Origin of the sequence: Amycolatopsis sp. CA-161197 (assembly GCF_050942255.1) — a bacterium.
GTDB lineage: Bacteria > Actinomycetota > Actinomycetes > Mycobacteriales > Pseudonocardiaceae > Amycolatopsis.
In genome coordinates, this window is record NZ_CP192059.1 from 8,719,170 (window position 1) to 8,738,767 (window position 19,598).

The window sequence follows — 19,598 nt, forward strand, 5'->3', positions numbered from 1 at the left end:
GTGAATGAGGTCACCAGCGTGAGTTCCCTTTCAGCGGGCGAGTTCATTCGGGGTTGCCGGTTGGAGCGAGGGCTGACCATGACGGCACTGGGGAGCCGGTGCGGTATGCGGCGGGAGCGGGTCAGCGCGTTGGAACGGGATGCCCGGCCGCTGCACGCGATGCGGGACGTGGTTGGTATGGCGGCGGCGTTGCGGGTCTCGCCGTTCCTGCTGGCATTGCTCACGGCGGGAGTGGCACGGGACGCGGAGGTGCGCGCCGCCGTGGGTGGTGCGTATGTGCGGCCCTCCTACTCCGTGTCGATCGGGCCGATGCCTCGCACGTTCGGGGACGAGATGTATGCGGCGCGCAAGTTCCGGGGTGTGACGCTGGCGTTCCTGGTGGGGCGCACGCGGGTGAGTGCTGCGGAGCTGTCGAGGGTGGAACGGGGTGCCTCGGCGCCGTCGATTCGCGTCGTGACCGACGTTGCGGGCGCGCTGGACATGCCTTGCCGAGGTCTGGTCATGGCGGCTGTGCGGGACCAGTTGCGACGGGAACAGGGTTGCTTGCCCGCGCCGCTGGCTGGTCGCCCGCGTGTCCTTGTGCGCCCTGCTCTGCAGCAAGCCCGTGCGTCGGTGCCTATGCCGGACTTGGCTGAGCTGTCCGGCGAGTTCGACGCGGCGGTGACGTGCTGGATCTGATCTTTACCGTTCTGATCGTGAATTGAATATAGAAAAAGCACGTGGGGACGCGTGTTCTGGTAAATGCGTCCCCACGTGCCTGAAATTGTCCCTGTAGAGCGCAGAACCGGTTCCCTGGCTACCAACCTTTTCGCCGGTTCTGCGCCTGTCCACTGGAGTAAGTGAACAATGCGAACAATAAATGATGACAACCAACGGCAGTCAACCGGGGTCACCCGGATGCGCTGCACAACCTGTAAGAAGTTCGCCCGTCTGCTGCCGGGTGAAGACCGGTGCGCCTCGTGCCAGGGCATGTTGCCGCTGGACCTGTCGACTGCCCCGGCTCGGGGTGATCGCTGATGGACGCACACGGCGTGACGATGGTGTTCGTGGTCGGCGGCGGCCTGGCCGTGCTGCTGTGGGTCCTGGCCAAAATCGGGCGCGCGCTGGCCGGGGCGCTGGAGATGCTGGCCGCGCTGGCGGTCGTCGGAATGGCGTTGTGGGGCTTGGCTCGCATGGTGGGCTGGATTGTTCGGCAACTGGTCACGCACTGGCGCACGTGCCTCGTCTTGCTGGCGGCGTGGGCTTGGTGCCACTGGCTCGGCTGGGTCTCGCTCCTCGTCACCGTGGCCGCGTTGGGGCTGGTTCAGCTCGTCTGGTGGCGGCTGGACGCGGTGGGCTATGACCAGTGCTGCGGGCGGTGGCTGCGTGCCTGGTGGCTGCGCTGGGCGCTCTACGGCCGCAAGCTGTCGCTCTGGCTGACGGCCTGCGGCCTGGTGGTGCGGGACGCGTCGGTGCCGGTGGACGTGACGGTGTCGCTGGTCGGTCGTCGGCGGGGCCGCGACTCCGTGACGCGCAGCGAAAGCCGGGCGGCCGGTGTCGCTGTGCCGAAACTGCTGTCGGTTCGCTCGGGCGCGTCCTGGGATGAGGTCCGGGTGCGGCTGGTGCCGGGACAAACCCCGGAGGAGTTCGACGACGCGGCCCGCGCGCTGGCTGTCGCCCGGAAGGTCACCCGCTGCCAGATCCGGGAGCTGGAACCGGATGTGGTGTCGATCGACTTCATGCGGCGGGATCTGCTGGCGTCGCCGGTGACGTGCCTGCCGGTGCCGGACCTCGTTGCTGTCGATGGCACCGGGGTGGACCTGCGGGCGGTGTTCGCGGGCTCGACCGAGTACGGGAAACCGTGGCGGCTGCCGCTCGTCGGTACCGGGTCACACACACTGGTGGCCGGGGCCACGGGATCGGGAAAGAACTCGGTGATGTGGTGCCCGCTGGTGGCGGCCGCGTCGGCGATCCGGTCCGGCGTCATCCGGCTGTCCGGTATCGACCCGAAGGCCATGGAGCTGTCCTACGGGCGCGGGATCTTCGCCCGCTATGGCCAGAGCGGGAAAGAAGCGCTAGAGGTCCTCGACGCACTGTTGGACGAGCTGGAGAACCGGAAGCGGACGTTCGCCGGACACACGCGTGAGGTGCCGATCTCGACGGAGTACCCGGTGGAGCTGCTGGAGTTCGACGAGATCGGGGCGTTGACCAAGTACACCGACCGCAAGACCCGCGAGGCCATCGTGGAGAAGGTCGCGATCCTGACCACGCAGGGCCGCGCTCTGGGCTTCACCGTGCGCGGCTACGTGCAGGAACCGACCAAGGACACGGTGCCCGTGCGGGAACTCCTGCCCCGGCGCATCGCCATGCGGCTCACCTCGAAAACACAGGTTCCGATGGTCCTCGGAGACGGCGCCTACGAACGCGGCGCATGGGCGAACCGCATCCCCGAATCGGCGGCGGGTGTCGGCTACGTGTGGGGCGAGGGCCTGCGTGAGCCGCTGCGCGTGCGGGCGGGATGGGTGTCAGACCAGACCATCAAGCAACTGGAGCACTACGTCACCAACGGCGGCGCCCAGGTGATCAGCCTCGCCGATCGACGCACGGGCGAAGGGAGGTCGGCATGACCACCACCGAAGATGCGCAGGTGCAGGCCCCGCCGGCCGAACCGGTCCAGCGAATCCGCGGGGCACTCGCAGCCGAGGTGGTGAAGGCCACGGCGGAGAAGCACGGGGTGTGCGTCCGGCCCTTCACGATGGAAGTCGGGGACGCCGACACCGGAGAAGTTCGCTACGTCCCCGTGCCGTGTGGGTCCACCGTGGAATCGGTGTGCCTGCCGTGTGCGCGCAAGGCCAAGGCGCTGCGGCAGGCCCAGTGCCGCGAGGGCTGGCACCTGACCGAAGAGCCGGTAATCACCCGTGAACCGGTGTCCGAGACACAAACGGAGCTGCTGACCTATCGGGCCGACCTGGCTGCTCACTACCGCGACGTCATGACGGCAGGAGACGAGACAGAAGCGGAGGAACTGCGGGCGGAAGTGGCGACCGTGGATGCCGAGTTGCGGGCCTCGGGGATGACCGGCCGCCTGCCCGCCCTCGACGTCCCGGAGCGGAAGGCGGTGAAGCGGTCGACGCGGCGTCGGCAGGATGCTCCGAACCTGCCTCGGCGGAAGGTAGCGAAGACGACGGTCGGGCGGGAGTTCGCGGGCAAGTTCCGGCCGTCGATGTTCGTCACGCTGACCTGTGACACCTACGGCCGGGTGCGGCCCGATGGGTCACCGGTCGATCCGGCGAGCTACGACTACCGGCGCGCCGCTCGGGATGCGGTGCACTTCGCGGCGCTGGTCGATCGGTGGTGGCAGAACCTGCGCCGGGTCGTCGGCTGGGATGTGCAGTACTTCGCCACCGTGGAACCGCAACGGCGGGCCGCACCGCATCTGCACACGGCGTTGCGGGGTGCGATCTCCCACGACACCATCCGCATGGTCACCGAAGCCACCTACCACCAGGTGTGGTGGCCCGCTCATGATGAACTGGTCTACACGGATCGGAAACCGTTGTGGGACGCCGACGCTCGTTCCTTTGTGGACCCGGAAACGCGTGCGCCGCTGACGTCGTGGGATGACGCGGTGGAGGCCGTGGAGACCCCGGCGCATGTGGTGACCTTCGGCGCCCAGGTGCACTCCAAGGGCATCCTCGGCGGGACTGACGAAGCAAGCCGTCACGTCGGCTACCTGACCAAGTACCTCACCAAGTCCACGGCCGAGGTCGTGGACGCGGACACGGCCGGACAGCGGGATCACCACGACCTGTTGCACGCGCACTTGTCGGTCACGCCGTGCTCGCCGCGCTGCGCGGTGTGGCTGCTCTACGGGATCAATCCCAAGGGCGCCAACGGCAAAACCACCCCGGGGCACTGCAAAGGCCGGGCGCATCGCCGATCGACACTCGGGCTCCCAGGGCGGCGGGTGCTCGTCTCGCGCAAGTGGTCGGGCAAGACTGTGGCTGAGCACAAGGCCGACCGGCGCGGCTTCGTGCTTTCGGCGTTGGCGGCGGTTGGTATCAGCAAGCCGGACCCGGACCCGGGCCGGTTCGTGTGGCGCAAAGTCGAGCCCGGAGACACCCACTGCCCGCCAAGGGATCACCTGGTGATGCGGGCCATCGCCGAACGGATCACCTGGGAGGCCGAATACAAGCGCGCGATGCTCGCCGCCGCCGGGCCCCCGGGGCCCGAAACTTCGGCAACTACGGCCGTGGAGGCGGCTTGACCCAACGCGGAGGGGAGGACACGGGGACGACGGCACGCGTGCGCATCGTGGCGGTTGAGGGACTGTGGGGACCTGAGGAACTGGCGGCGTTCCTCAACATTCCGGTCAAGACGCTCAGGGACTGGCGGCTGAAGAAGTACGGGCCGCCGTTCTCGAAGCTGGGAAAGCACGTCCGCTACGACCCGGCCGCAGTCCGGGCGTGGGTTGCTGACGCCAGCGCAGCGTAAGGGTTCCCGTTACTTCGGCAATCTATGAGAGGAGCGATCAGTGGGTCACATTCAAGACCGATGGTTTCGCGACAAAGAAGATCCGGAAACCGGCTTTCCCGTGCTGAACGGAAAAGGCAAGCCGGTCCAGGAGAAGACAGAGCTACACGGGAAGGGACTGCGTTACAAGGTTCGCTACCTGGATCCGGACAAGGTCGAGCGCGCGAAGTCGTACCCGGATGGGAAGCTGACTGAAGCACAGAAGTTTCTGACCAAGATGGAGAACGCCGTCTACGACGGCACGTACATCGACCCGAAGGCGGGTGAGATTCAGTTCGAAAAGTACGCATGGGAGGTGTTGGCTGGCCGATCGCGCGACGAGTCGACCGTAGCCAACCTCAAAGACAGGATGGAAAGTCAGGTAATTCCGTTCCTGGGCAGGAAGATGCTGAAGTCATTTGCCACTCCGGAATTGATCCGGAAATGGCTCGCATGGATGGCTGAGCAGGACAATCCGGTGTCAGTGAACTACCAGCGTCAGGTGTTCGACCTCGTGTCGTCGATCCTGGACGCTGCGGTTGCCGACGGGAAGATCAAGAAGAACCCGTGCCGGGACAAGTCGATCAAGGCTCCGGCACCGGTGGCGCGGAAGGTGACGCCGTGGAAGGAGTCGCGGCGTCACCGTGTCGAGCTGGCGTTGCCTGCCCGGTTCAAGCCGTGTGCCCCGCTCGGGGCGGGCTTGGGACTGCGCCAAGGCGAGATCTTCGCGTTCAGCCCGGACAACATCGACCGGGAGAAGATGGAGTACCACTGCACCCGGCAGATGGTGACCGTGAACGGAGTGCGGAAGTTCAAGCTACCCAAGGGGCACAAGACTCGCGTGATCCCGCTCGGGTATGGCGTGCTGGATGAGATCGACGCGTATACGGAGATCTACCCACCGGTGGCGATCACCTTGCCGTGGGGTGAGCAGGACGCCAAAGAGTTCGACACGGTGAACGTGCTGATGACCAACAACGCCGGAGAGCTGTACACCCGCCAGGCGTTCAACAACGTCATCTGGCGGCCCACGTTCAGGCGAGCCGGGCTGTCATATGAGGATCGAGAGGACGGGATGCACGCCATGCGGCACCTGTTCGCCTCGGCCATGCTCGAACGCGGCGTGTCGATCAAGGCTCTGGCGGCGTTCCTCGGTCACGCGTCTGAGGCGTTCACGCTGAAGGTGTACACGCACCTCATGCCCTCCAGCTACGACCGTGCCCGGGCCGCCATCGACGACTTGATCAAGCCCCGTCGCAAGCCGCCGACCGCCGAGGAGACGGCCTGACGGCCTGATGACGGCCTGGGCTACTCGAAACCCAGGAGAGAGGGCCCAGATCCCCAGGTCAAAGCGCATTTCGATTTCATTCGTACGACAACTGCAACAACGAGGGCCGCCCGGCCATCGAGCGCTACACGAAGATGGGCGACGCGATCAAGAAAACCGGGCGCTCGATGATCTACGCGCTGTGCGAGTGGGGCGAGAACCAGCCGTGGTTGTGGGGCAAGACCTCCGGCGCGCAGCTGTGGCGCACCACCGGTGACATCAGCGACAACTGGACCAGCATGACCGGCATCCTCGACCAGCAGGTGGGGCTCGAGAAGTACTCCGGTCCCGGCGGCTGGAACGACCCCGACATGCTCGAGGTCGGCAACGGCGGCATGACCGACGCCGAGTACCGCTCGCATTTCGCGCTCTGGTCGCTGATGAACGCGCCGCTGCTGGCGGGCAACGACGTCCGCTCCATGCCGGCCGCGACGAAGGCGATCCTGGCGAACAAGGACGTCGTCGCCCTCGACCAGGACTGGGCGGGCGTGCAGGGTCACAAGGTGCGCGACGACGGCGACACCGAGGTGTGGACGAAGCCGATGTCGGACGGTTCGGCTGCGGTGGTGCTGTTCAACCGCGGGATTTCGGCCGCGACGATGACGAGTAACTCGTCGGAGATCGGGTTGTCCGGGCGGGATTTCCGGGTGCGGGATCTGTGGAGTGGTGCGGAGACCGAGAGCGCCGGGACGTTGCGGGCGACTGTGCCGCGTCACGGGTCGGCGGTGTTGCGGGTGTGGCCGGCGAAGTTCCCGGCGGCGGCACCGGCGGCGACGTTGTCGCTTGATGCGGGGTCGTATTTTCCGGCTGGGAAGCCGTTTACGGCGCATGTCCGGCTGACCAATGACGGCAGTACGCCGCTTGCCGCGGCTCGGGTGACGGTGTCTTCGCCGGCTGGTTGGCAGATCGACGGGCGGGGTGAGGTGCTCGTTCCCGTGGTGGCGCCGGGGAAGTCTTGGGAACGGGCGGTGACGGTGAAGCCGGTGAAGCCGGGGGCGCAGGTTTCGATGTCGGTGAAGGCTTCGTACGTGACCGGCTGGGGGCAGCGATCGTTGTCAGCTGATGCGGGTGGACCGGTGGTGACACCGTTCGCGGCCGGGGTGACGGCGATGTCGAAGGCGCCGTTCCTGCTGACGGAGAACGGGTGGGGTCCGGTTGAGCGAGGGACCAGCAACGGGGAGAACCAGGCTGGTGACGGGAATCCGATCACGATCAACGGTCAGGTGTATTCGGATGGGCTGGGGGCGCATGCGCCTTCGTTGGTGCGGGTGTATTTGGGTGGGGGGTGTCAGGCGTTTCATTCGGTTGTGGGGCTGGATGATGAGTTCGCGACCGGGAGTGTGACGTTCGAGGTTCGGGGGGATGGGAAGACGTTGGCTTCGACGGATGTGGTGCGGCATGGGTCGGTGGCGCAGGTTCTGGATGTGCCGCTCGGTGGGGTGCAGGTGTTGGATCTTGTGGTGACGGATGGTGGGGATGGGAATAACACGGATCATGCTGATTGGGCTGATGCTTTGGTGACGTGCTGAGGGCTGGCTGGTTCTGCTGGAGTTGGTTCTTGTCCTCGCAGGGCGTGTTGCGCCAGGCGTGCACCCCGAAGCTGGATTGTGTTGACGGCCGGTGACGTGTTGTCAAGGCGGGAAAGCGTGCCTTGACAACACGTCGCCGGCCGCAAAGAGGCTTCGGATCGGGGTGCCGGGGAGGGGCTGGGTGCAGGTTTCGGCGCGTAGGTGAGCGGCGGTTGGTGAGGGTGGCGCGGCCCGAGCGCACGGTGGCTTGGGTGGGCGGCCGGCGGTTGGGTGGGGCCGTGGCCGTGGGTCAGCGGGCGCCTAGGTCGAAGTCGAGGCTGTAGCGGTTTGAGGGCATGGCGCCGGCGGATTTGGCGCCGTCGATGGGGAGGACGACGCCGTTGATGAAGCGGGATTCGTCGGTGGCCAGGAAGAGGATGGCTTTGGCGACTTCGGTGGCTTCGCCGACGCGGGCGGCGGGGGTGCTGGCGACGAGTTGGTGTTGCTTGGTCTCGAAGTCGTCCGGGGAGGCGAGGGTCGAGCGGAGCATGTCGGTGTCGATGGCGCCCGGGTTGACGGTGTTGGCGCGGATGCCCTGGTGGGCGTGGGCGACGGCGAGGGACTTCGTGAGGCCGACCAAGGCGTGCTTCGTCGCGTTGTAGACGGGGTCGCTGGGGCGGCCCATGACGCCGCCGTTGGACGAGGTCGTGATGATGCTGCCGGAGCGTTGGGCGAGCATGTGGGGCAGGACGGCGCGCGTGCCGAGGAAGGCGGTGCGGACGTTGAGGGCGAAGATGGTGTCGAAGTCCTGCAGTGTCGTCTCGGTGAGGGGTTTGGAGAGGTGGGCGCCGACGTTGTTCACCAGCACGTCGATGCGGCCCGCGTCCTCGATGACGCCCGCGACGAACTCGTTGACCGCGGTCTCGTCGGTGGCGTCGACGAGCGAGTGGCGGTAGCCGTCCAGGTGAGCAGCCGGTTCGCGGATGTCGCTCGCGAAAACCACGGCGCCCTCGGCCAGGAACTCCTTCACAGTGGCGAGGCCGATGCCCCGCGCGCCCCCGAAGATCACCGCGACCTTGCCGGCCAACCGACCCATGTTCAGTCCCTCCCTCGAAGTTCGGCCACCTCGTAGTCCTCAGGCAGCCTGACCAGCGCGTCCGGCGCGCCGGTGTAGCGCACCACCACGCCGTAGACGGACTCGGCCGCCTCCGCGGAAACGTACCCCGCCACCACGTCGGCCAGGACGTCCGCCACGGCGCGCCGCCGCGGGTCGCCGTAGCCGCCGCCACCGGGGAGGACGACGTCGACCTCGGCGCGCGGGTCCAGGGCCACGCGGCTCTTGGCGGGGAGGTCGGCGCCGCCGGCCAGCCCGAACCGGCCGAGGGCGCCCGGAGCACCATCGTCCACACCGGACGCGGCGGCCCGCACCCGGTCGACGTTCCCGTTGACGCTCCAGGGAATCCCGCCCAAGGCCGCCATCGTTGTTCGCTGGCCCAGCCCGCCGCGGAACTGCCCGGCGCCACCCGAGTCCACGCGCAGCTCCCGCACGCCCTGCACCAGCGGCGCGCTCGTCTCGATCACCTCGGTGGGCGTCGAGCGCAGGCCGCTGGGAAAACCCGTGGTCGAGAGGCCGTCGCGGGACCCGCGCGCGCCCATGCCGCCGGTCTGGAACACCGTGGACATGAAGCCCTCGCCACGCCAGATCGTCATCCACAGCGCGTCGGCACTCGGCGCGACGGGGCAGTCCGGCAGCGCCCCGATCAGCAACGACGGCAGGAAATGCCCGATCAGGTGCCGCGACGCGACGGGCGCCGGCGGCACGCAGTTGAGTACCGAGCCCTCCGGCGCGGTCACGTGCACGGGCCGGAACGAGCCGGCGTTGTGCGGCACCTCCGGCGAGATCGCGGCCTTCACCGCGAACGACGCGTACGCCCGCGTGTAGTTCAGCACCACGTTGATCCCGCGCCGGCTCTGCGGCGACGAACCCGCGAAGTCCACGTGGATCTCGTCGTCCGCCACGGTCACCGCGACACGCAGCACGACCGGTTCGTCGTCGAAGCCGTCGGTCACCAGCTCGTTGCGGTACACGCCGTCCGGCAACGCGGTGATCGCCTCCCGCAGTGCGCGTTCGGAGCGGTTCATGATCTCGGCGGCGACGTCGTCCAGCAACGTCAGCCCGAACTCGTCCAGCAGCCGCACGAGGCTCGCCGCGCCGACGTCGTTGCCCGCGACCTGCGCGTACAGGTCGCCGATGGTCTCCTCGGGTGTGCGGACGTTGGCGCGGATCAGCCGTTCCAGATCGGCGTTGACCTCGCCGGCGCGGAGGAACTTCAGGATCGGCAGCCGCAGGCCCTCCTCGAAGACCTCCGTGGCGTCCGCGGACACGAGCCGGCCCCCGATGTCCGGCGCGTGGCAGCACGACGCGAACCACGCGACCAGCCGGCCACCGGCGAAAACCGGCGTGGCGACGGTGATGTCGTTGATCTGCCCGGCCGTCTGCCACGGGTCGTTGGTGAGCAGCACGTCGCCGGGCTCCAGCGTCTCCGGCGGGTACTCGGCGACGAAGTGGCGCAGACCCGTGGCCATCGCGTTGATGTGGCCGGGCGTGCCGCCGGTCGACTGGCCGATCATCTCGCCGCGCGAGTCGAACACGGCGCACGCGAGGTCGAGCGATTCGCGCACCACTGCGGAGAACGCCGTGTTGACCAGCGCGTTCTGCTGCTCGGCGAGGATCGAGTGCAGCCGGTTGCCGATCAGGCCCACGAGGATCGGATCGGTCACCAGCTTACCTCCAGGCTCGCGTCGCCGCGCACCACGCAGCGCGCGCCCGGCGGGACGACCACGGTCGACTCGCGTTCCTGCACGATCGCGGGGCCGGTGACCTGCGCGCCCGGCCGCAACCGGTACCGGTCCACCACCGCCGTGTCGACAAATCCACCCGAGAAGTACACCAGGCGGCTGCCGCTGCACGCGTCTCCGGACGCGGAGTCCTTGAGCCGCAACGAAACCTCGGGCGCCGGAGCCGACGAGACCACCCGCCAGTTCAGCACCTCCACCGCCACCGGCGGTCCGCTTCGCCGGTACAACGAGCGGTAGACGTCGGTGAAATCCGCGACCAGGGCGTCCGGCCAAGTCGCGGCCGAAGCCCGCACCGGCACGCGGATCTCGTACCCCTGTCCGGCATACCGCATCTCGGCGACGCGCGCGTGGGTCACGTCGGCACCGTCCACACCGGACTCCCGCAGCAGCGCCGCGCCCTCGGCCTCCATCTCGGCGAACCGCGCGTCGACGTCCTCCCACGACAGGTCGAGCACGGCCGCCCGCGCCGAACGCACGAAGTCGAACGCCAGCGGCGCCGTCAGAAACCCGAGCGCGCTCAGCACACCCGCGGCCGGCGGCGCCACCACCGTCGGCGCCCCGAGCGCCCGGGCGACACCGGCGCCGTGCACCGGACCCGCGCCGCCGAACGTGTACATCGGCAGTTTCGCCGGATCCTTGCCGCGCTCCACGGCGTGCACGCGCGCCGCGTTGGCCATGTCCTCGTTCACGCTCGTGTGGATGCCCCAGGCCGCTTCCTCGACGCTCACGCCCAGCGGTTCGGCGATCTTCGTCCGCACCGCCTCGTGAGCCGCCGAGACGTCGAGCGCCATCCCGCCGCCGAGGAAGTACGCGGGGTCGAGGTAGCCGAGCAGCAGGTCGGCGTCGGTGACCGTCGGCTCGGTCCCGCCGCGGCCGTAACACACCGGGCCCGGCTCCGACCCCGCTGAATCCGGCCCGACGGTCAGCAGCCCCAGCGCGTTCACGCGCGCGATCGAGCCACCGCCGACGCCGATCTCGATCATGTCGGTCACCGGCACCTTCACCGGCAGCCCCGAGCCCGGCAGCAGCCGGTACTCGCGGCCGACCTCGAACTCGTGCGTCACCAGGGGCGCGCCGTCGGCGACCAGGCAGAGTTTCGCCGTGGTGCCGCCCATGTCGAACGCCAGCAGGTCGCGTTCCCCGGCCCCGACGCCGAACGCCGACGCGGCGAGCGCCCCGCCCGCCGGGCCGGATTCGAGGATGCGGATCGGATACCGGCCCGCGGTCTCGACGGTCGCGATCCCGCCGTGGGACAACATGATGTGCGGCGCGGGCCGCACGCCGAGCTCACGCAGCCGGCGCGCCAGATCCGCGAGGTACCGCTCGGCGAGGTCCTGCACGTAGACGTTCGCGACGGTGGTCGACGTCCGTTCGAACTCCCGTATCTCCGGCACCACTTCGGACGACAGCGCCACCCGCAGCCGCGGCGCTACTCGCGCCAGCACCTCGGCCGTGCGCCGCTCGTGCGCGGGATTGGTGAAGGAGTGCAGGAAACACACGGCGACGGCGTCGATCCCCCGGGCGTCGAGCTCACGGCCCAGCCGCGCGACGTACTCCTCGTCCAGTCCCGTGTGGACGGTCCCGTCGGCCAGGACCCGCTCCGGCACGTCGAAGCGCAGGTACCGCGGCACCAGCGGCTCGGGCAGCTCGAGGCGCAGGTCGTAGAGCTCGTAGCGGTGTTCGCGGCGCATCTCGAGCACGTCGCGGAACCCCGCTGTGGCGAGCAACGCCGTGCGCGCGCCCTTGCGTTCGATCAGCGCGTTGGTGACGAGCGTGGTGCCGTGCACGAGCTGCTCGACGTCGCCGAAGTCCAGCCCGGCGCGCGCGAACACCTCCGCCAGGCCCTCGGCGACCGCGAGCGCCGGCTCGCGTTGGGTGGTCAGCACCTTCCCGACCGCGACGACCCCGGATTCGCCGAGCACGCACAGGTCCGTGAACGTGCCACCGATGTCGACGCCGACCCGCAGGCCCGTCATCAGCGCGGTTTCCGCGGCCACCGGGGCGAGGTGTTCACCGGCGGCTTCAGCTTCGCCCGCACCACGAGCACGTTGGGCTCGTCCGACTCGATGAACTCGCCCAGCAGCCGGCGGAACGCGCGCCCGAACCCGGACACGCGGTCGGCGTGCACCCCGAACGACCGCGCCAGGCCGACGAAGTCCGGGCTGTCCCAGTCGACCCCGCGGTGCGGCAGGCCTTCCTGGTCCTGGTCGTAGCGCAGCATGCCGTAGCCGCCGTCGTCGACGACCACGACCGTCACGGGCAGCTGCTCCTCCGCGAGCGTCGCGAGATCGCCCACCGCGTAGAGGAAACCGCCGTCGCCGGTCACGCACACCACGCGCCCGGAACCGGTTGCGGCGGCGCCGAGCGACGCGGGGAATCCGTAGCCGAGCGTGCCCCAGCCCATCGGGTACGCCAGCTTGCGCGGTGCGCGCACGCGGTGGAAACCGCCGATCCAGTAGCCGGCCACGCACATGTCGGTGACCAGCATCGAGGGTTCCGGCAGCACTTCCTCCAAAGTGGACAGGAAGTCGGCTGCCTGCGGTTCTTCGGTGCGGATGCGCTGGCGCACGCGGCGGCCGATGGACGCCAGCCGCACGGTCAGCTCGTCCAGGCCCGGCCGGCTGGCGGGGCGCAGTGACTCGACGACGCGGCGGGCGTCACCCACCAACGTGATGTCCGGTTTGTAGTTCTTCGCCGCATCGAAGGCGTCCACGTTCACCGCGATCAGCTTGGGCGGCGCGGGCATCAGCCAGTTCTGCGTCATCAGGCCGTCGAAGTCGGTGCCGATGGCGAGCACCACGTCGGCCTCGTCCCACAGCTCGCCGACCTCCGGCGCGTGCACCGGATTCGGGGCCAGGCAAGGGTGATCGAGCGGCAGCAGCCCGCGCGCGGCGAACGTGGTGACCACCGGGGCGGCCAGCCGTTCGGCGAGTTTGCCGATGGCCTCGCCCGCCTCCGCCCGCAATGCGCCACCGCCGGCCCAGATCAACGGACGCCGCGCGCCGGACAGGAGATCGGCGGCACGCGCCAGGTCCGGCAGGTCGAGCACCCGCTCGGCCAGCGGCTTCGGCGGTCCGCTCGCCTCGGTGGTCTCCCGCAGGTAGTCGGTCGGGATACCGAGGTACACCGGGCCGGTCTGCGGCATCAGCGCCAGGCGCGCCGCGCGGTGGACGGTGGTGCCGATCTGGTCGGCGCGGTGGACGGTGAAGCCGGCCTTGGTCACGGGCGCGAACATCGCCTGCTGATCGGACGTTTCGTGCAGGACACCGCGCACCACGCCGGGGCGCTTGAGCGTGGACGGGATGTCGGTGGCGACCACGAGCACCGGCGCGGCCGAGGCCATCGCCTCGCCCACGGCGCCGAGTGTGTTGGCCGCGCCGGGCCCGGTCGTCACGAGCGCGACGCCGAGTTTTCCCGTGGCGCGGGCATAACCGTCGGCCGCATACCCGGCGGTCTGTTCGTGCCGGACACCGATGATCCGGATTCCCGTTTCCGCCAACGCCTCCCACAGCGGCAGGTTGTGCACACCGGGAAGCCCGAACACGACTTCGGTCCCGAGTGCCTTCAGCGCGTCGCCCAGATGCTGAGCACCAGTCCGTCCTGCCACGGCTGCCACTGTATCCACCGCGGGGAAAGCACCGCACAGTCGTCACCGGACACCGTTTGTCACCAGCGGTTACGCAGTAATGGGCAAGAAAGAGCCCATCGTGCGTAGACTCGGGCTCCGGGGTGCGCCGATGCCCCCGGCGTGGCGGAAGGTGGTCGGAAAATGCCGTTGATGCCCGTGACCGACTCGATGTTCCTGATGGTCGAGACCCGCGAACACCCCATGCACGTCGGCGGCCTGCAGCTGTTCCGCAAACCGGAGACCGCGGACGGCAACTACCTCAGCGATCTTCGCCAGAAGATGCTTGCGACCGACAACATGCGCAGCGTCTTCCGGCGCCGCCCGAGCCGGCCCGTGAACACCGCCGGGTACGTGCGCTGGACCGCCGACGCGGAGCTCGAGCTCGACTACCACTTCCGACACTCCGCGCTGCCGCAGCCGGGCCGCATCCGCGAGCTGCTGGAGGTCACCTCCCGCTGGCACAGCACGCTGCTCGACCGGCACCGGCCGTTGTGGGAGATCCACCTCATCGAGGGCCTGCAGGACGGCCGGTTCGCGATGTACTCGAAGATCCACCACTCGCTGATGGACGGCGTCTCCGCGTTGCGCCACCTGCAGGGCACGCTGTCCGACGATCCGAACGACCTCGACTGCCCGCCGCCGTGGGGCAGCCGGCACAACGGGACCGACGGCAACGGCAACGGCCACGCGCAGCCGTCGTTGTTCAACCTCGCGGGCAAGACGTTCGACCAGGTCGCGGGCATCGCGCCGGCCGCGGCCAAGGTGGCGCGGGAAGCGTTCCGCGAGCACACGCTCACGCTGCCGATGCAGGCACCGAAGACGATGCTGAACGTGCCCATCGGCGGTGCGCGCCGGTTCGCCGCGCAGTCGTGGTCGCTCGACCGCGTGCGCGCGGTGGCGACCGCCGCCGGCGTCTCGCGCAACGACGTGGTGCTCGCCATGTGTTCCGGCGCGCTGCGCGACTACCTCATCGAGCAGAGCGCCCTGCCCGACGCCCCGCTGATCGCGATGGTGCCCGTGTCGCTGCGCCGCAAGGCCGACGCGGGCGAGGCCAGCGGCAACAACATCGGCGCGCTGCTGTGCAACCTCGGCACCGACCTGTCCGACCCGGCGCTGCGGCTTTCGGCGATCCACACGTCGATGACCAACGGCAAGAAGCTCTTCTCGGAGCTCACGCCGCTGCAGACGCTGCTGCTCTCGGGCGTCAACGTGGCGCAGCTGGGCGCGTCGCCGATCCCGGGCGTCGTGAACAACACGCGCCCGCCGTTCAACCTGGTGATCTCCAACGTCCCGGGCCCGCGCAAGCAGATGTACTGGAACGGAGCTTCGCTCGACGGCATCTACCCGGCGTCGGTGCTGCTCGACGGCCAGGCGCTGAACATCACGCTGACCAGCAACGGCGACAACCTCGACTTCGGCATCACCGGTTGCCGGCGCAGCGTGCCGCACCTGCAGCGGATCCTCACGCACCTGGACACGGCGCTGGCCGAGCTGGAAGGCGCGACGGGGGTCAAGTAGGACTTACGCGATGCCCTCCGGGCTGGCACCGCCGACCTGGATGGCGCCGGCGGTGATGCGCTCGATCTCGGCGAGGTCTTCGGGCGTCAGATCGAGGTCGGCGGCGGCCGCGCTGGCCTCGATGTTGCGCGGTTTGCGCGCGCCGACGATGGCGACGTGGACGCCGGGCTGGGCGAGCGTCCACGCGATCGCGAGCTGGCCGACCGACGCGCCCCGTTCGGCGGCGAACTTGGCGAGCTCGTCGACGATCTGCAGGTTGTGCCGCAGGTTTTCCCCTTGGAACGCCGAGGATTTCGAGCGCCAGTCGGACTCGTCGAAGACGGAGTCGGCCGTGAAGGTGCCGGTGAGCAGGCCGCTGCCGAGCGGGCTGTAGGCGAGGACGCCGATGTCGTGTTCCCGCGCGTACGGCAGCGGATCGGTCTCGATGCCGCGGCGGAACAGGTGGTACGGCGGCTGCAGTGTCTCCACCGGGCGCGTCTCGTCGAAGGACGCGAGCTGGGCGGCGTTGTAGTTCGAGACGCCGACGTGGCGGACCTTGCCCGCGTCGACGAACTCCTGCAGCGTCGCCGCGACCTCCGCCGCCGGCGTCTCGGGGTCGGGCCAGTGGATCTGGTAGAGGTCGAGGTGGTCGACGCCGAGCAGGCGCAGGCTGTTGTCCACACCCTGTGTGAGCCACGCGCGGCGGGAGTCGCGGGCCCGTTCGGCGCGCGGTTTCGTGCCGCCCTTGGTCGCGATGACGACGCTGTCGCGGTCGTGGTCCAGCTCGCTGCGCAGGGCCTTGCCGAGGAGCTGCTCGGCCGCGCCGCCGCCGTAGGCCTGCGCGGTGTCGAAGAGGGTCACGCCGAGCTCGCGCGCGTGCCGAACGGCCGCGATCGCCGTGTCCTCGTCGAAGGAACCCCACTGCCCGCCGAGCTGCCACGTGCCGAAGGCGATCCTCGACACTTCGAGGCCGCTCCTGCCCAGAATCGTCGTACGCATGATCCTCAGGAGAGCACACGGGCCACGGCCACGCACCACACCTGTGGCGTGCGTCCCGGCCAGCGGATATCGAGTTGTGCCGAATGTCCCGATGATCGGATAGTGGCTCACCGTGAGCCTCCTCGAGCCCTTGCGCGGCCGCAGTTTCCGCGCGCTCGCCACCGGACGGACCCTCGCCACCTTCGCCAACGCCGTCGCCCCGGTCGCGCTCGCGTTCGCCGTGCTCGACCTCACCGGTTCGGCCGTCGACCTCGGGCTCGTGGTGGGGGTGCGCTCGGTCGCGAACATCGCGTTGCTGCTGTTCGGCGGCGTGCTGGCCGACCGGCTGCCACGCTCGGTGATCATGCAGGGCACCGAGGTGGCTGCCGGTGTCACGCAGGGTGTGCTCGCGGTGAGTGTCCTTTGTGGATTCGCGTCGATCCCGTTCCTGGTCGGGCTCAGCGCGGTGAACGGCGCGGTGGCTGCGATATCACTACCGGCCGCGGCGGCCATCACGCCGCAGACCGTTTCGCGAGACCAGCTGAGCCAAGCCAACGCCCTGATCCGCCTGCTCACCAACACCGGCCGCGTCGCCGGCGCGGGCGCCGCGGGAATCGTGGTCGCCGTGGCCGGCTCGGGCTGGGCGGTCGCGGTGAACGCGCTTCTCTTCTTCGCGGCCGCCTTCGCCTACCGCGGCATCCGTCTCCCGCGCGGCGCCCGCATCGCCGCGGGCCACCCCATCGCCGACCTCATCGCCGGCTGGCACGAGTTCCGTTCTCGGGCGTGGGTGTGGATCGTGGTGGTGCAGTTCGCCTTCGTCAACGCGGCCGGCCTCGGCACGCTCGTCGTGATCGGCCCGGTCGTCGCCGACGACACCTTCGGCCGCACCGGCTGGGGCCTCGCGCTCGCGGTCCAGACGGCCGGCTCCATGCTCGGCGGCCTCATCGCCGCCCGCTGGCAACCCCGGCGCGCGATGTTCGTCGGCGTCCTGCTGGTGACGGCGGAGGCGCTGCCGGTGCTCAGCCTGGGCCTCTGGCCGGCGCTGATCCCGCTGCTCGTGGCCATGGTCCTGGCCGGTCTGGCGATGGAGCAGTTCAGCGTCGTCTGGGACGTGGCCCTGCAGGAGAACATCCCCTCCGACCGCCTCGCCCGCGTGTACTCCTACGACATGCTGGGGTCCCTCGCGGCCATGCCCATCGGCCAGATCGCGGCGGGACCGCTGGTCGAGCACTTGGGCCGCGAGCCCGTGTTGCTGGGCTGCGGCGTGCTGATCGTGGTGGCGACGCTGCTCGCGTTGTCCAGCCGCCAGGTGCGCGGGTTGGTGCGGTACAAACCGGTCGCGCTGCCGGCCGCCTGAATCCGCCGCGAACCGGCTATTTCGGGCGCACTGCCATGAAGTTGATGGCGTGGGCGCTCATCACGACCTCGTCGTCGGCGTTGAAGAGTTCGATGTGCGTGCGGAGCAGGCCGCGGTCCGGCTTGGACTTCGACAGGCGCGCTTCCTCGATGGTGGCGCGCACGTGGAGCTTGTCGCCGGGGCGGACGGGGCGCGGCCAGCGCACGTCGTCCATGCCGGGGCTGCCGAGGCTGGACACCGAGGACAGGAAGTGGTCCACGAACATCCGCATCATCACGCCCGCCGTGTGCCAGCCGCTGGCGACGAGGCCACCGAACGGACCGTGCTCGGCCGCCGCCGGGTCGGTGTGGAAGCTCTGCGGGTCGAAGCGCCGCGCGTACTCGACGATCTCTTCCGCGGTCACCACCGCTTCGCCGAACTCGTACACCGCGCCTTGCGGGTAGTCCTCGAACCAGCGGTCGTCGATCGGCGTCGTGAACTCGGTCATGGCTCGCAGCCTGCCACACCCATTGTTCGCTCCGCAGCGAACAGTCAGCGGGCTAGCCTCGGCCGATGACAGCCGGACCGGACATCGCGACCGTCGCGCAGGCGATCGGCGAACCGGCGCGCGCGGCGATGCTGCTGCAGCTCATGGACGGTGACGCCCACACCGCGCGCGTCCTCGCGACGGTCGCGGGCATCGCCCCGTCCACGGCGAGCGCGCACTTGCGCAGGCTGTGCGAGGCGGGCCTGGTGCACGTGACGGAGTCCGGCCGGCAGCGGCTGCACCGACTCGCAGGGCCGGAGGTCGCCCAGCTCGTGGAGGCCCTCGCCGCGCACGCGCCTCCGCGGCTGCCCGCGAACCTGCAGCCGGATCCGCCGACGGGCGAGCTGCTCGAGGCCCGCGTCTGCTACGGCCACCTCGGCGGCCGGCTCGGCGTCACCATCGCGGCCCGCCTGCAAGCCGACGGCGTTGTCGGCGCCCTCGGCCCCGGCGAGACCGACGCCGTGCGCACCTTCGACCATCCGTTGCTCACCGCACTCGGCATCACCGGCGTCACCGCGGCTCCAGCCGTCCGCGCCTGCCTCGACTGGTCCCAGGGCCGCGTCCACCTCGCCGGCGCACTCGGCACCGCGCTGCTGACCGGCCTCCTCGACGCGGGCTGGGTCCGCCGCCGCCCGGCCGGCCGAGCCCTGCGCCTCACCCCGACCGGCCGCGACCGCTTGGCCCGGCTGGCATTTCCGGTCGCCGGCGCTTCCGCCGGTCAGAGCTTCCGGTAGCCAGCGTCTCCGGTCGCCGGCGTCTCCGACAGTGGGCGCGTCCGCTGGCGAACGTTTCCGACAGTGGGCACTTCCACTAGCGAACGTTTCCGACAGTGGGCACTTCCGCTAGCCGGCGTTTCCGGGCGCCGGCGCATCCGGCAGTGGGCACTTCCGCCGGTCGACGCTTCCGTGACCAACGACCCCGGTAACGAGCGCTTCCGGCAGTAGGCGCGTCCGCTGGCGAACGTTTCCGGTCGTGAGCGTCCCCGGTCGCCAGCGCTTCCGATAGCCGGCGGCTCCGGTGGCGAGCCCTTGCAGTAGCGAGCGCTTCCGGTACCGGTGGTCAGAGCTTCCGGTAGCGAGCCTTCCGGTGCGAGGTCACCCGGTAGCCCGCGTAACCGGTGGTCAGAGCCCGGGCGAGCGCGGCTCGGGCGCGACGTCGCGGTGGCCGTCGAGCTTCCACCAGCTCTCGAGGGTCTGGCGCAGCGCCTTGAGCAGCTCGCCGCCCGTTTCGAGCGGCACCAGTGCGGTCGGGCCGTCCTCGATGCGGAGGGCGGCCGAGAGACGGTCGTCGCGTTCGATGAGGCCCACGATCACGCGGGTGGGTTGACCGGTCATGTCGACAGTGGCGATCGCCTGCTCGTATCGCCAGCCCGTGGAATGCACGCGCCAGACCCTGGCACAGTTTCCGGCGCTCGCGGCCGGAGTTCA

At 69.6% G+C, this 19,598-nt stretch carries 16 protein-coding genes and 1 pseudogene; 10 read left to right on the forward strand and 7 right to left on the reverse strand.

Going from position 1 to position 19,598, the window contains the following annotated elements; genetic code table 11:
- The 7 genes and pseudogenes from ACQPXB_RS41285 to ACQPXB_RS41315 all read left to right on the forward strand — a co-directional run bounded on the left by ACQPXB_RS41285 (window position 1) and on the right by ACQPXB_RS41315 (window position 7,347).
- Window positions 1–678: a helix-turn-helix transcriptional regulator gene (locus ACQPXB_RS41285; RefSeq protein WP_432847250.1), complete on the forward strand. Its 678-nt coding sequence runs from the start codon at window positions 1–3 to the stop codon at window positions 676–678.
- A gap of 338 nt (window positions 679–1,016) precedes the next feature.
- Complete coding sequence (locus ACQPXB_RS41290; RefSeq protein ID WP_432847252.1) at window positions 1,017–2,606, forward strand: FtsK/SpoIIIE domain-containing protein; 1,590 nt, start codon at window positions 1,017–1,019, stop codon at window positions 2,604–2,606.
- Window positions 2,603–4,246 (forward strand): replication initiator, encoded by a 1,644-nt coding sequence (locus ACQPXB_RS41295; RefSeq protein ID WP_432847253.1) that lies wholly within the window; start codon window positions 2,603–2,605, stop codon window positions 4,244–4,246. The genes ACQPXB_RS41290 and ACQPXB_RS41295 overlap by 4 nt, the downstream gene beginning before the upstream one ends.
- The gene (locus ACQPXB_RS41300; RefSeq protein ID WP_432847255.1) at window positions 4,243–4,473 is read left to right on the forward strand and encodes a helix-turn-helix domain-containing protein; all 231 of its coding nucleotides are present in this window, start codon (window positions 4,243–4,245) and stop codon (window positions 4,471–4,473) included. The genes ACQPXB_RS41295 and ACQPXB_RS41300 overlap by 4 nt, the downstream gene beginning before the upstream one ends.
- Before the next feature lie 40 nt (window positions 4,474–4,513).
- Window positions 4,514–5,779, forward strand: coding sequence for a tyrosine-type recombinase/integrase (locus ACQPXB_RS41305; protein WP_432847257.1), 1,266 nt, complete (start codon window positions 4,514–4,516; stop codon window positions 5,777–5,779).
- A 92-nt stretch (window positions 5,780–5,871) separates the two neighbouring features.
- Window positions 5,872–6,543: pseudogene (locus ACQPXB_RS41310) on the forward strand (NPCBM/NEW2 domain-containing protein); the annotation flags it as partial.
- A gap of 9 nt (window positions 6,544–6,552) precedes the next feature.
- A complete protein-coding gene (locus ACQPXB_RS41315; protein ID WP_432856995.1) occupies window positions 6,553–7,347 on the forward strand; it encodes an NPCBM/NEW2 domain-containing protein in 795 nt (264 codons plus the stop codon).
- Between the two features lie 289 nt (window positions 7,348–7,636).
- Here the strand turns inward: ACQPXB_RS41315 and ACQPXB_RS41320 are convergent, their stop codons facing one another.
- The 4 genes from ACQPXB_RS41320 to ACQPXB_RS41335 are packed head-to-tail and all read right to left on the reverse strand — an operon-like array spanning window position 7,637 to window position 13,792.
- On the reverse strand, window positions 7,637–8,422 hold the full coding sequence (locus ACQPXB_RS41320; RefSeq protein ID WP_432847259.1) for an SDR family NAD(P)-dependent oxidoreductase: 786 nt from the start codon (window positions 8,420–8,422) through the stop codon (window positions 7,637–7,639).
- A gap of 2 nt (window positions 8,423–8,424) precedes the next feature.
- Complete coding sequence (locus ACQPXB_RS41325; protein ID WP_432856998.1) at window positions 8,425–10,110, reverse strand: hydantoinase B/oxoprolinase family protein; 1,686 nt, start codon at window positions 10,108–10,110, stop codon at window positions 8,425–8,427.
- Window positions 10,104–12,161, reverse strand: coding sequence for a hydantoinase/oxoprolinase family protein (locus ACQPXB_RS41330; RefSeq protein WP_432857001.1), 2,058 nt, complete (start codon window positions 12,159–12,161; stop codon window positions 10,104–10,106). Before ACQPXB_RS41330 ends, ACQPXB_RS41325 begins: the two co-directional genes overlap by 7 nt.
- On the reverse strand, window positions 12,161–13,792 hold the full coding sequence (locus tag ACQPXB_RS41335) for a thiamine pyrophosphate-binding protein (RefSeq protein ID WP_366579522.1): 1,632 nt from the start codon (window positions 13,790–13,792) through the stop codon (window positions 12,161–12,163). Before ACQPXB_RS41335 ends, ACQPXB_RS41330 begins: the two co-directional genes overlap by 1 nt.
- 162 nt (window positions 13,793–13,954) lie before the next feature.
- On the opposite strand from ACQPXB_RS41335, the gene ACQPXB_RS41340 reads away from it, so the two are divergent.
- Window positions 13,955–15,331 (forward strand): WS/DGAT/MGAT family O-acyltransferase, encoded by a 1,377-nt coding sequence (locus ACQPXB_RS41340; protein ID WP_432847261.1) that lies wholly within the window; start codon window positions 13,955–13,957, stop codon window positions 15,329–15,331.
- Window positions 15,332–15,334: 3 nt separating this feature from the next.
- On the opposite strand, the gene ACQPXB_RS41345 is transcribed toward ACQPXB_RS41340, so the two are convergent.
- Window positions 15,335–16,309: an aldo/keto reductase gene (locus tag ACQPXB_RS41345; protein WP_432847263.1), complete on the reverse strand. Its 975-nt coding sequence runs from the start codon at window positions 16,307–16,309 to the stop codon at window positions 15,335–15,337.
- 112 nt (window positions 16,310–16,421) lie between these two features.
- Between ACQPXB_RS41345 and ACQPXB_RS41350 the strand changes: the two genes are divergently transcribed.
- Window positions 16,422–17,645, forward strand: coding sequence for an MFS transporter (locus ACQPXB_RS41350; RefSeq protein WP_432847265.1), 1,224 nt, complete (start codon window positions 16,422–16,424; stop codon window positions 17,643–17,645).
- Between the two features lie 16 nt (window positions 17,646–17,661).
- On the opposite strand, the gene ACQPXB_RS41355 is transcribed toward ACQPXB_RS41350, so the two are convergent.
- A complete protein-coding gene (locus ACQPXB_RS41355; protein ID WP_366579528.1) occupies window positions 17,662–18,132 on the reverse strand; it encodes a MaoC family dehydratase in 471 nt (156 codons plus the stop codon).
- 65 nt (window positions 18,133–18,197) lie between these two features.
- Between ACQPXB_RS41355 and ACQPXB_RS41360 the strand changes: the two genes are divergently transcribed.
- The gene (locus ACQPXB_RS41360; RefSeq protein ID WP_432847267.1) at window positions 18,198–18,905 is read left to right on the forward strand and encodes an ArsR/SmtB family transcription factor; all 708 of its coding nucleotides are present in this window, start codon (window positions 18,198–18,200) and stop codon (window positions 18,903–18,905) included.
- 387 nt (window positions 18,906–19,292) lie between these two features.
- Here ACQPXB_RS41360 and ACQPXB_RS41365 read toward each other — a convergent pair whose 3' ends face one another.
- A complete protein-coding gene (locus ACQPXB_RS41365; protein ID WP_366579532.1) occupies window positions 19,293–19,553 on the reverse strand; it encodes a hypothetical protein in 261 nt (86 codons plus the stop codon).
- Between the last annotated feature and the right edge of the window lie 45 nt (window positions 19,554–19,598).

Bases quoted from the DNA above. Each gene is read 5' to 3' on its own strand.
- ACQPXB_RS41290 (WP_432847252.1), top strand. From the start codon at position 1,017: ATGGACGCACACGGCGTGACGATGGTGTTCGTGGTCGGCGGCGGCCTG.
- ACQPXB_RS41320 (WP_432847259.1), bottom strand. From the start codon at position 8,422: ATGGGTCGGTTGGCCGGCAAGGTCGCGGTGATCTTCGGGGGCGCGCGG.
- ACQPXB_RS41360 (WP_432847267.1), top strand. From the start codon at position 18,198: ATGACAGCCGGACCGGACATCGCGACCGTCGCGCAGGCGATCGGCGAA.
- ACQPXB_RS41330 (WP_432857001.1), bottom strand. From the start codon at position 12,161: ATGACGGGCCTGCGGGTCGGCGTCGACATCGGTGGCACGTTCACGGAC.
- ACQPXB_RS41345 (WP_432847263.1), bottom strand. From the start codon at position 16,309: ATGCGTACGACGATTCTGGGCAGGAGCGGCCTCGAAGTGTCGAGGATC.
- ACQPXB_RS41355 (WP_366579528.1), bottom strand. From the start codon at position 18,132: ATGACCGAGTTCACGACGCCGATCGACGACCGCTGGTTCGAGGACTAC.
- ACQPXB_RS41295 (WP_432847253.1), top strand. From the start codon at position 2,603: ATGACCACCACCGAAGATGCGCAGGTGCAGGCCCCGCCGGCCGAACCG.
- ACQPXB_RS41340 (WP_432847261.1), top strand. From the start codon at position 13,955: ATGCCGTTGATGCCCGTGACCGACTCGATGTTCCTGATGGTCGAGACC.